Origin of the sequence: Asprobacillus argus, assembly GCF_032248395.1 — a bacterium.
GTDB classification, from domain to species: domain Bacteria; phylum Bacteroidota; class Bacteroidia; order Flavobacteriales; family Flavobacteriaceae; genus Polaribacter; species Polaribacter argus.
In genome coordinates, this window is sequence record NZ_JAVTTO010000002.1 from 43,834 (window position 1) to 57,717 (window position 13,884).

The window sequence follows — 13,884 nt, forward strand, 5'->3', positions numbered from 1 at the left end:
CTTAATTTTTTAGTAAAGCACAAATGTAGTGATTTTTAGGCAATTAGTCAAAATGAAGTGTTCAGATACTATATAGGCGTACAAGTAAAAAATAAAAGAGCTGCTGTGCAGCAGCTCTTTTTGGCACTTTGTCTAGTAGAAAATATTAGTCAAATACGATTTTCTTGGAGGACTTACCTTTTTCCGATATTACATTAACAATGTATACACCTGCTGATAAGCTCGTAGTTTTAAGTCTATTTTCTGGGGAACTATCCAAAGATTTCCAAGTTTTAATTTTTTGTCCTAAAATATCATAAAGTTCCACTTTTTCGATATTCAGGTTTGTAAAGTTTTTGATAACGATCTCATTTGTATTTTGATCAACGAAAAGGTGTACATCTTTATTTAGTATATCGTTTTCATCCGTAGATAAAGCTGTATTACTAAAGCTTAGGAAGAATCTATCCTTATATGTACCGTTCGGTAAATCTAGTTGTACTCCATCACTTAGATCATGAAATACTCCAGTAACACGGTCTTCTAAATAGAAAGGGACATTGATATTATATTGCTCATCTACTCGTATTACCGTTGTTTTATCTGTATTAATTTCAATGGTTAATGGAACTGCTAAATCTTCTGAGATACCTTGTACCCCGGCAATGACATATTTTTTATCGGGTATTTGGTCAAACTCCCAATACATATCTGTACCACCAACATCAAACATTTCACTGTCATATCCATTTTCAAAACCAAAACTATTCGCAGCTCTAAATGAAATACCAATTTGTCTGTGTAGTGAATAATCATTTTCGTTGTAGTATCCTAAACCTAGTTTGATAATTGGTAATAAATCTTCTTCATCTTCTTCTGCTGTTCGACTGTTATTTCCATTTCTAAAAAAGAAAGTTGCCTCACTTGAAGCAGAGCTGCTTCGATAATTACGCATGCTATTTTCGAAACGTACAGTTCCGCCTGTTGCTGAAGAAGAAGCAAAGAAACCTTGTCCAACTGCCATATATCTACTAGGTGCATGATAAGTTCCTTGTCCTAATGAAATATCACCTCCTAAAGACCAGTTAATATCATCTATTATTAGGTTGATGCTTGTTGCACTCGGACCACTAATAATAAAAGAATCTATGTCGTTCCAATTTAGAGACACTGTGTTCCCTGTATCATTATTCAAGGTAATTGTTCTTTCGGCGTTATTGGAGGTCCCTTGATTGTTGGCATTGAATGTAAATAAGACATCTCCCGCAGATGGGTTATCATTTACAATATATATAGAAGATATATCTATTTTTTCGTCAAAGCTTAAATCAACTGTATATACTGATAGGCCAGCAGTATTGTTTAACACATTCCCAGTAGTACCATTTGCATCACCATAGCTTGTATTTAGGTTCGCAACACCACTAGATACAGTATACGTAACGGTTACATCCGTAGATGAAGCTGCTTCTGTTACTACTTGTGTAACACTCGCTGCATTTTGAGTGGTATTATTCTCCCAATCGTAGGTTTCACTTTCTATAGCAGCCACTCCATTAGCAGCTACACCCATGGAAATGTTTCTTTGCGAATATCCTCCTTGATAACCCGCTTGGTTATGTCCTTCTGATCCTGCTGAGGCGGCATCTTCTCCTGTATGCTCCCAGAAGTATAAAGTACCGTCAATCGAACTAATATTTGCATTTATGAAATCTGTAATGTCTAAGGCACTAGGGTATGGGTTACCTAATAAGCTTGTCTCGCCTGCTCCAGTGAAATTAAACACCAAAGATCCATCGTTTGGGGTTCCTGCAAAAGTAAGGTTCTGACCTACCACACCTGTACTTTTCATAGAGAAACCTTGCCCTCTTTGAATCACTCCCGTGTCTTCTTGTTGCACCCATGCAGAACCATCTCCAGGGTCATTTAAGTTGGTGTAAATCCAATATTTGGAAAGCGTAATCGGAGTAACTCCAGCAGTACCTGGAGCACCATCATACCCCGTGGTCCAAGTAATAGGGGTTAGGGTAGAGGTCTCTGACGTAGGAATATTCCCATCGTATAATACCTGTCCTACTCTATAACTATCTAATCCAGTTTCTCTTACTGGAGAAGACCAGTAATGATATCTATATACGTTAGGTACTAATGCTTGTTGATCTTTATAGATCTTACCTGTCCCTTGTACATTAGAAAGTCCAGTATGCGTTTGCACTAATTGGGCATCACCTACCAATCTAATTTCTCCATCTAAGATAAAGTCTTCATCAAATTCTAAATACGCATCCGTTGGGATCACCAACTTAGAGTTTTCTTTTACCCAAACACATTCTACTTCCACACTTTCTGCTAGAACAGCATTCGTTAAAGAGGTTTCGGCGTCAATGATCATCACTTTATCACGATCCTGAGAGTTTGTACTAGGTCCGTTTGTAACTCCAGAACTATTTCCCCCCGACCAAGCGTTACTATCCCCATTCCAGAAGATACCATTGATCTCACTAAAGGTGAAGTATTTGGTTCCGTTAAAATCATAATCGAATACATAGTTTACCACACCATTGATGGTTTGTGTGGTTGATAAAGGAATATATTCAACATTGGTTGTAAAAGAAGCATCGTCTGCCACTTTAAATACTTTAATAGTATTGGCAGTCACCAATGCGGCGTCAATAGTAGCTTGCACTACACCAACTTCTACAGTACCTACTGCGCCATTTTCGATTACTTTCCAGGTTCTGGCCATGGTAGTTTCGGGAGCACAAATCAATGTAGATGATGTAACATCTCCCACGAGAACACTACCATCGTTGTTTCCCCAAATTAAGAAATCCTTATTGGTTACAAAGGTACTTGAGTTTAGTGCATTAGATGTTTCAATAGCCGTTAACCCCATAGTTATAAGTGTACCAGATTCTACCGAAGAAGATTGTTTTTGATTGAGCGCCATTACATCATCTCTACCAATTCCGGCTACATTATTATGATATGCACTATTGGAGGTATAATCCCAAACTTTGGTGGTTCCATCGCCTAAAAAGTAATCTCCTTCTATGATACTACCGCTAGCATCCGTAGGGTCTAATGTAAATCCATATTTGACAGCTAAATAGCTTTCTATACGCTGTCTTTCTGCATCGGAATGTGCGTCACTAAATAACATGACTTCTGCGATACTGCCATCTAAATATCGGGCTTGTGTACGATCTCTACCAACAGAATAGATATGAGAAGCATTGGAAATATTAGAAGTAAATACTCTTGAATGCATTTCAAAATTATCTGGCCTTGCTATCGTTAAAAAGTCAGCAGCTAGCCCACTCACATATTCACTACCATCTCTTACTGCGGCAGGTGTAAAGGTTCCGTTATATATCTGCGTATCATCTGTGTGCCCATGACCAATACCATCCCCATCATTATTGGTGAAAGGTGTAATCCAGGATGCGGTTGATGTATCATTATAGACAATATACATTGTTCTTGGATTCAGATTTCCTGTATGTGTAAAATGATCTAAATCTGCAGAAACGAACGTAATGGTCGGATTGAAGTTTAACAAATTTGCAGTCGCGTCTGGAGAACCGCTACCGGTAAAATCTAAACTTGATGTTTGATCTTCCCATAAGGTTACGTTGGTAGTTCCAGTAACATCTAAATCTGCTCTTAACCATAGTGTATTTCCAGCAACTCCTGGAGTTACGGGATCGCTTGTATCATCTCTAAAATCAACATCACCTCCTGCACCTAGATCTGAATCTTCGTCTGGTAAATCTGTTGAAGGTGTGTTAATCTCGTCGTTTACATCATATCCATCGTCATTATTTGATCCTTCAAAATTATCATCTAAACCATCACCATCGGTATCAGTCCCGCTAAGTGTATTATCTGAATCTCCGTTTTCCTGAATGTCTGGTGTGCCATCGTCATCTGAATCTGTATCTAGATAATCTGGTTCCCCAGTACCATCATGATCATTTGGTGTTGATAAATCCACTCCAGTAACACCACTGCAGTTTGCACCTGTACAATCTGGGTCGTATACATCAGCCAAACCATCACCGTCAGTATCTACGGCAGTTGGAGCTACATAACCTGATGTCGTTTGTGCTTCTACATTATCTGGAATCCCATCATTATCTGCATCAATGTCTAAATTATTATTAACACCATCACCATCTGAATCAGCGGAAGTTGGATAACAGGTATAGGTTGTCATTGTTTGTGATAAAGAACTATCCACACCAATATATCCGCTCACTACAGTACTTGTTGATGTTCCAAAATCAAATCGAGCAATTAGATTACTATTCGAATCGTATATAGAAATTGTAGTAACCGACATATCTGGACCTACAATAAGAATGTCATGTACCGTAGCACTTGCAGATGTATGTCTAACTGTTTGAAAGCTACCAGCACTGGTACTAATATTTTTCACGGTACCATCTACTGTAACTGTACCATTTCTTGCTACGCTTTGATCTCCAATGGTGGTTTCGGTAATAACAGCCATTGCAGAATCAAAAGTTACTCTAAAAGTATAATTGTCGCCAAATACAAAATCCTTATTTAAGTCATCTGGAGCACCTCGATCTCTATCACCGTCTATGGTACCTATAAATTCGTAGGTGATATTACATGTACTGGCAAAATTTGCTAGCTCCACAGTGTCTGGAATTCCATCGCCGTCATCATCAATATCAGCAGTGTTGGCTATACCGTCTCCATCTGTGTCGACTCCTACAACAATATCTCTATACTCTAAATCCCCACCTATATTTACGTCATTATCAATATCGCTTAAAAGACCATCAGTTTCTGGGTCTACATATTCCCCATTGATATCTGTATACCCCTGATCTGTATCACCAGTTTCAACATCATCAATTAAACCATTTGTTCCAACCGTTCCAGTAACCATTGTTCCGTCATTAGCCAACGGAGTGTCTAAGGCCTCCAAGACATCATTAGTGCCATCACCATCAGAATCTGGATCTAAATAGTCCGGAATGGTATCCGCTCCAACGGTAGCAAATTCATCGGTATTCACTGCTGTAAGACCCGATCCATAGGCTAAGTCGATACCAAATACATTATAGTTTCCAGTAGGAGGGATGTAACCTCCTGTTGTTTGTGCTTCTATATTATCTGGAATACCATCATTATCGGCATCCAAATCTCTAAAATCAAATACTCCATCACCGTCAGTATCTAATGGCGTACAGAAAGATAAATCTCCTAACGCTACAACCTGTGTACCAGTTAAGCTACCTGTCCCCGTGTTTGAATATACGATCTGAATTTGTGTAATAAATTCTGGAATAGCGTTAATGGTAAGATTTGATCCATCGTTACCATTGTTTCCTTGAAAGGTGTTATTTGTTAAATCGGTAATTCCAGCAGGTACTGTATAGTCTACTCCAGCGACTAAGCTGTATGAAGTTCCATCTTGTTTGGTAATGATTATCTGAATATTATCCGTAGCAGTCCCCGTATCCTGATCTATATCGGCAAGGGTAAAACTCATTCCATAAATTGGGGTGTCGAAGTTTAATATCTGTCTTGAAACAGCATTCTGAGTTGCTAACTGTAATAAGTTATATGCTCCTGTAGCGGTATTGCTATTGATCTGATAGGTACTACCTGAACTCACGTTCGAAGTTCTCGTAATAGTAAATCCAACATGATCAATGGTAAATGCATTTGCCGGACTATCTGTAGGATCATCATTGATACTAAATTGGCTATCCCAATCTAAGGTGGATGCTCCTGGTGTACAGGTTCCCATTTCTACACTATCTAAAATACCATCGTTGTCATCATCTAAATCCACTTCATCATTTACACTATCGCCATCGGTATCTACGGTAAAGGTGTCATCTCTATAATCTACATCTCCACCATTGAAGACATCTCCATCGGCATCTGGGAAATTATCTGTTTGAGAATTATCAAAACTACCATTGACATCTACATAACTATCACCATTATCATATGCATTATCTAATCCGTTATTTCCGTAAACTCCTGTTAGCGTTACACCAGCTTCGGTATTATCTAGTACACCATCGTCATCAGAATCCGTATCCAAGTAATCTGGTGTTAGATCAATATCGGTATCTTGAGGTGTAATTCCGCCAGTATATGCAGTATCAACACCATTTGCATCATAGACTCCATCTGGGACATCGTAACCAGCGGTTGGTTGTGCTTCAATATTATCTGGAATACCATCGTTGTCAGAATCTAAATCTTTATAATCAGGGATACCATCATTATCTGAATCACATACCGCAGACAGTACTGAAAAAGGTAAATCTTGTCTTGTAACACTTGTGCTCGAATATTCTACGTCTAATGAATCTCCTCCTGTGTTTTCGAAGAATAAAATCTCTATGGAATGCACTCCTATCGCTAAGGCTACACTTCCACTTTGGTGACCACTAGCTCCATGCAGTCCATCATAATCAACTACTTGTTGACCGTCAATATACAATCTAGATCCGTCATCAGAGTTTATGTAAAATGTATACGTTTCTGCAGTGTTAATATTGATGGTTCCATTATATCGAATACTATAGGTTTCTGTATCTCCTGTTAAGGTATTTGCCAATCCATTGACATCAAAATCTGTTGCAGTTCCAGTGAAATCTGCTCCCGTAGTAGGTATGTTTGCCACTGTATCTCCAGAAGGTGTACTATTAAAGAATTGGTAGGTTAGTCCGTTTACACATACTGCTGTTTCTACGGAATCCAGAATCCCATCATTATCATCATCGAGGTCTGTTTCATCTGGAACACCATCGTTGTCATTATCAATGAATACAGAATCGGCATCCCTATAGTCTACATTTCCTCCTGAGTTTACATCTCCGTCTGCGTCTGGAAAATTATCTGTTTGTGTGGTATCAAAAGTTCCGTTAACATCAGTGTAATTATCTCCATTATCACGACTACTATCCAAACCGTTTATCCCAACAAATCCAGTTAATGAAGAATTTGCTTCAACTCTATCATCAGCACCATCGTCATCAGAATCTGTATCCAGGTAGTCGTCAGTGCCATCTCCGTCTGTATCTATTAAGGTAATAGCCCCACCAGCTGTACCACCTACAACAACTGGGTCATAGTTATCATCTAAACCATCTCCATCAAAATCTGTAAATCCAGCACCAACTGCTCCACTTGGTGCCGTATATCCTGTTGTAGATTGTGCTTCTATGTTATCAGGAATTCCATCTCCGTCTGAATCTAGATCTAAATGATTTGGAATACCGTCTCCATCCGTATCTCTTTGTTCATCAATTGTACAGAATAAAGGAGTAAAAGGAAGTGTAGTTCTTGTAATTAATGGACTTGAGTATTCGACAGATAAACTTTCTCCTCCACCGTTTTCATAAAAAAGTACGGTAATAGGGTAGGCTCCTGGAGTTAATGGTATGGTTCCAGATCGTTCCTGTGGACCATGATCTCCATCATTATCGACTACTTGAATACCATTAATAAATAATTTTGATCCGTCATCTGAATTGGTATAAAAAGTATAGGTCTCTGAGGTTTCTATGTTGATGTATCCTGTGTAACGAATTCCAAAAGTTTCCTCATCTGCCGGTGTATGTAACAAATACAATGCGTCTACATCAAAAGCACTTACCACACCTGTAGCTAAAGCTCCTGTTGTAGGAATATTGTCTACAGAAGGAGCATAATTTGCATCATAGAATTCATAAGACAACGTACCTGCGCATACAGATTGTTCATCTACATCTAAAATACCATCATTATCATCATCAATGTCCACATCATTTGGCACACCGTCGCCATCTGTGTCTAAAGTACCATCTATCCCTGAATCTCTCCAATTCACATCGGACCCTGGTCCAGTATCAGGGAAGTTATCCGTTTGAGTATTGTCAAAAACACCATTGACATCGGTGTAATCATCTCCATTGTCATAACTATTATCTAGTCCATTATCACCTACAGTACCATTAAGTATCAAATTTGCCTCTGTGGTATCACTTGTAGCATCGTTATCTGAATTAAGATCTCTATAGTCTGCCTCGTCCGTACCGTCAGTATTGGTAGGTGAAGAAATAAAAGCTTGACCTACATAGGCAGAGTTTAAACCATTATTTGTGGTATATGTAGCGGCATTGTCAGCAGCAGGAGCAATATACCCCGCTGTGGTTTGTGCTTCTATATTATCTGGAATCCCGTCATTATCACTGTCTAGGTCTAGATGATTCGGAATACCATCATTATCAAAATCAAAGACATCAGGTATTCCGTCCGAGTTGGCATCTACATAACTTGTATTTGAACTATCGCCTCCTGCTAAATTATTATCAAAAACATCCAGGTAATTTGGTAAACCATCACCATCCTCATCGCCAATTGGTGCATAAGCTGTACCACTTAATGTCGCTTCTACTGTATCTAATATACCATCATTATCATCGTCGATATCGTCTTTATCAGGAACACCGTCTCCATCCGTATCCAGTTTTGAAAGATCATTTAATTCTACAGCAATGTTAATGCTTTCAAAGTTTTGATCGTCTCCACTTGTTACAGCGTTGTCATCGGGAGAAAGTGCTAGGTTCATTTCGCCAGAACCATTTGGATCTCCAATAAAGATAACTGAAACCTTTGTCCATTTGTCATGAGCATCTGAAGTTACTATAATCGTCTGATCTACAGGAGTGTCTCCATCTTTATAGATCTGATATAAAAAGCGATCTATATATTGTCCTGAGTAATAATCCCCTCCATCTCCATTACTAATGGATGTATTTATATACATGTTAAGAATGTATACGTTACCACTGACAAGACCACCCATAGTTGTTCGAACAGACTCAACTGGAGAAGCGTTATAGTCTCCAATATCTCTCATGGTAATCCATGTTAAATCTCCTGTTGGAGGCAATGCAAGCGGTGCATTAACCCAAGTATCTCCACCTCCCAAGCTTCCTTGTCCACCTGCGCTATCTCTATTAGAGATATCAGGTGTACCTCCATTATCTAACCAGCCGGTTGGAGCACAATTACCACAAGTGGTAGCTTCAGAACCCGTGCTAGGAATTGTTTCTTGCGCAGAAAGCTTATTACTATTAACAGCAATAAACACCATTAAAATTAAACATGTAAATATTCTTGTACGTGTAGTTTTTTTACCCATTCCCCCAAACAGATAAAAAATAAAGTTTATAACCCCCATTAAAACCCTTATTTTTTTATGTCTCGCAAATATAGTTGATTTATAGTGAATTATCAAGATAAACTTTGTTGCGGAAATTCTAAATCAACAAAAAGGCCACACCTTACAGCATGACCTTAATAAATCAATGAAAAACAATATTAATTTATAATCAGTTTTGTTGTTGTCGTTTTATGTGCTTCTTTCATTTTCAATATATACATTCCTTTTGGTAAAGAACCAATATGAAAAGGATGGTCAGGCCTATAGTTTCCTTTATAGGCTAACACTTTCTTACCAAGCATATTATAAATAATCATTTCTGTTACGTTTACATTTATGTGTATATAATCTCTTGATGGATTTGGATATACTGTAAACCTAGAAATAGAATTATCTTCGGTACTCAATGTTGAAGGGCTGCTTCCGTATACTTTATACTCTCCAGGTTGTAGCGATATTACACTATTCACATTTGTCACATTTATGGTAGTATTATTATCCAATAGATCATACCAGGTACCTACTTGTTGAAATGCAGGAGTGATGTCTTGTGTAGTAACGCCAAAGTTTCCAATAATTGTTACATACTTTAAGCTAGAACTTCCATTCGGGTCTGTCAAATGAATGGTTTTTAATCCATTTGTGTTGGCAACATCTAATGTAAAGTCATTTGTTCTGAATACGTCGTATTCTTTCTTAAGTGCTATCAAGGTAGCCCAGGTATCGTAAATGTCCTTTCGATCTGTTTCGTTGAAATAATTCCAAAGTATCGGTTTTTCTCCTGTTCTTCCATTGAAATTAATATCAATGTCATATCCTAGTTCTCCGAACTGCCAGATCATTTTCGGGCCTGGGATGGTAAAATAGAATGCTCCAGCCAATTCCTCTCTGTCTAATGCCGTCGCTAGATTTGTAATATCGTAACCACTGTTTGAATTTCCAAACTGTAGATTCTTATACATGAGACGTTGTTCATCATGACTTTCCATAAAACTTACGTTAGCGGGAACGGTCCAGCCTCGGTTTTTGTAGGATATCCAAGAGAAGTCAGATTTACCATTTTCATGATACCCCATGGTTGCCTCATTATAAGTATGATTGTGGTTACCCCATACCATCATACCTTTGGAGCCTTCTCCAACGCGATAGTTAATTAATTCTGTTTCTTCTGAGTTGTCAGCAAAATGCTCTAGAATTACATAAGAATCAGCATCTACTTCCCATTGATAATCTGCATATTCTTTTAAAATGGCAATTCTACCCGCCTGATAAGAACTCCAAACACCTACATCTGTTGTAGATACTTGTGTAAAACCTTTTGAAAGGTCCCATCTCATACCATCTATTTTATATTCTTCTATCCAATATTGCACGGTTCGTTTTACGTAATCTTTAGTAGCTTGATTTTCATGATTGAAGTCATTGAAAACATTGAAAGGATGGGTTGCTACTGCATTAAAGAATGGCGAGTCTACGCTAGCTTGACCGCCATAACCACCGTTGTCGGTATTCCACATCCTATAGAAAGGATGCTGTCCTGTACCGTGATTATATACCACATCTATAATTACTGCAATTCCTCTTGAATGACATTCATCAATCAATTGTTTAAATGCATTTGTGGTTCCATAATATTTGTCTAACGCCATGTGGAAGGATGGGTTGTATCCCCATGAGCTATTTCCATCAAATTCACTAACAGGCATCAATTCAATAGCGTTAATACCCAAGTCTTGCAGGTAATCTAATCTCGCTTTTACTGCATCGAAGCTATGTAATGCATCAAAATCTCTAACTAACAATTCATAGATTACTAGATCTTCCTTTGCAGGAGGTGTAAAATTAGTTATTTGCCAGTTGTACGGAATTTCTCCGGTTCTTATAAGACTAACAGAATGATTTGTCTGTCCTGTAGGGTAAGCGGGTAGATTGGGATAGGTGGTACTATCTATAAATTGATCGTTCGATTCTGTTAGTACTGTTGTAGAATAAGGATCTGCTACTCTCAGGGTTCCATCAATAAGGTATTGAAAAGTAATATCTGTTTGAGGAGTTAGCCCCGTTAGTTCAATCCAAAAACGATCTTTAGTACTATCTTTTTTTAGTAGATAGTTGTCGTTTACCAACCAATTGTTCAAACTACTTATTATATGAATATAGTTCTTAGCAGGTGCGTACAAAACTAATGTTGCTTTTGTATTATCTCCTGTGTCATAGTTTATACCATCTTTCATATTGGCAGGAACCGGGGCTTCAGTGACTGTTGGGGTTACAATTATTTGAAATGAAGAGGTTAATGTAGTACTTCCATTTGTTGCTTCTAGTTCATAAAAGGTACTTTCTGTAAGGGTAGGTGAATAGCTATAGGAAGTAGAACTACTGCTAGAGCTGTTCACTACATTACCATTTGCTTTTAAAACAAAATCAGCAGCTAATGTGGTAGTTGCGGTTATTGGAACTACTTGTCCCGATGTAATAATTGTTGTTTGGTCTGTAGGCGCCGTTCTTGTTAATTGAAAAGAACCTACTTCTGCATAATAATCGGGTGTTTTTTTGTCTCCTGATCCATCTTTTGCCTTAAACAAAAAACCGATTCTTCCAATGTCAGTTCTGGCATAAAAAGTAGAAGGAGTAAAGGTGATGCTATATTCATCGTTCGTACTATTGTAGCTTAATTTATTTGCTTCATTTGAATTTGTCCAACTTCCATTGGTTGGACAATCCATAGAATTTTCGTCATTTAGATCATATGACCAAGACCAAATATATAGCGCGTTGTCTGTAATACCCCAAGATGCCTCATTTAAGGTGGTTCCGTCTACCGTTATGGTAATAGAATCATCTTCTTCAAATGTATTAGGACTAATGGTATAGGTAACATCCTGCACCTGAGAAAAACCAAGAAGGCTTATCATCACCATAAATAAGAAGAGTACTCGTTTTTTCATAGTATATGTTTATTGAAAAAAGGCTGATATAACATCAGCCTTTTTTATATTTAATAGATTGCTAGTTAACAGTATATGTTGGATTCGCTGGATCGGTAAAATCCAGTGTAATGGTATACGTGCCAGCTGTAGAAACAATATTCGCTCCACCTGCTTCTAATGTACCATTTGATCCATTATCTCCATAGTTTACGGCCCAATCGTTATTTGCTCTAAATTTATATTCACCTGCTAAAAGATCTACATCTCTTAATATCCAAACATCGCCAAAAGGTTGTGACCAATCTCTGGTGAATTGCGCATCTGGAGTTGCTCCCCAGTTATTATATGCACTTCCCACTAATCCCCACACGTAGTCTATGGGCTCTAAAGTGTAGGTCATATCGTTCATATTCACAGTAACAATATAAATTCCTGCCGTTGTAACAATATTAGCACCACCTGCGTCTAAAGTTCCATCGTTACCATTGTCGCCATAATTCACCGTCCAGTCATTGTTCATTCTGAACTTCATTTCACCAGTAAGTAATGTAGCAATACCTCTAAACACATCCGAATAAGGATCATATTCTAACATAAAATCTGGAGTTGCACCCCAATTGTTATAAGAACTTCCCACAATACCAAGAGAGAAGCTTTCAATGGTATAGGTTAGATTATTCAAATCCATAACGATTTTATAAGCACCTGCACTCACTGTTAGGTTTCCACCACCAGCTACTAAAGCACCACCAGTAGAGCTATTACTTCCATAGTTATTGGCCCAATCGTTGTTCTCTCTAAACTTGATTTCACCGTCTGTTAATGTCACGTACGCTGCTATTACACCATCTACATCTGTTTTGTAGAAGGGTAAGTCTGGAGTTGCTCCCCAGTTATTTGCAGCAGAACCTACCACTCCCCATGTTGTTGATAAATCTAACACCGTAAGATACGTGGTTACTGAAATAGTGATGGATGTAGAGATTCTTTCTAAAACACTACCTGATGCAGCATCTGTAATAACAGATCGCACACGAATTTCTAAATCGCCTGTTGCATCAACAGCAATACCACTTTCAATTGCTAAAGCATTTAACTCTGCATTGGTAAGGGTAACCGAAGTTTGATTCGTTACCATTGCTGCCTCTATCGGTGTAATAAAGTTCGTGCTTGGTGCCGCTCCCTCAACATAATAATCTACGTCAACAAGGTTAGAAGCCAAAATAGGATCTTCCCATGCGATAGTAATTGCTATCTGATCATTATTTGCAAGCGATAAAGAGAATGAATCTCCATTCGCAGCTCCACCAGCTCCAAAAGTGGGAGCATTAACAGGGTAGCTTGTTACTAAAAAAAGAATACTATTTGTATACGTACCCCCACCATTTACTCTCATGTATACGGCTATATCACTAAAGTTTGTAACTCCTGTGCTTACAATAGCATCATTGAAGTCTGAAACTGTCATCGAAAAATTATCGGTAGTAGATGTCCCTAGCGTAACTGGTGATGTAAAAGCATCATCTGTTGACATTTCTACGGTATAGTCAGAACTCCCAGTAATATCATCTTTCCATGTGATGGTAAACGCTGGATTATTTGGTAAAGCGAAGTTTAAGTACACATTGCTAATACCAGGTGCGTCCAATGTAAACTCTGCATTTGGAGGCGTTATGATCAGTGTCTCTTCTGGCTGACATGCACCCATAAGTAAGGTGAGTGTAAGCAAGAGATAACTCAGTTTTTTTATATATCGTTTCATTTTAT

General features: G+C 38.1%; 3 protein-coding genes. All 3 read right to left on the reverse strand.

The window, feature by feature from the left end:
• Positions 1-145: 145 nt before the first annotated feature.
• Positions 146-9,166, reverse strand: a complete 9,021-nt coding sequence (locus RQM59_RS04205; RefSeq protein WP_349240827.1) for a DUF8202 domain-containing protein — start codon at positions 9,164-9,166, stop codon at positions 146-148.
• Between the two features lie 179 nt (positions 9,167-9,345).
• Entirely contained in the window at positions 9,346-12,135 is a 2,790-nt protein-coding gene (locus tag RQM59_RS04210; protein ID WP_349240828.1) for an alpha-amylase family glycosyl hydrolase, read from the reverse strand.
• Positions 12,136-12,196: 61 nt separating this feature from the next.
• A complete protein-coding gene (locus RQM59_RS04215; protein WP_349240829.1) occupies positions 12,197-13,879 on the reverse strand; it encodes a SusE domain-containing protein in 1,683 nt (560 codons plus the stop codon).
• Positions 13,880-13,884 lie beyond the last annotated feature (5 nt).

Bases quoted from the DNA above. Each gene is read 5' to 3' on its own strand.
- RQM59_RS04205 (WP_349240827.1), bottom strand. From the start codon at position 9,166: ATGGGTAAAAAAACTACACGTACAAGAATATTTACATGTTTAATTTTA.
- RQM59_RS04210 (WP_349240828.1), bottom strand. From the start codon at position 12,135: ATGAAAAAACGAGTACTCTTCTTATTTATGGTGATGATAAGCCTTCTT.
- RQM59_RS04215 (WP_349240829.1), bottom strand. From the start codon at position 13,879: ATGAAACGATATATAAAAAAACTGAGTTATCTCTTGCTTACACTCACC.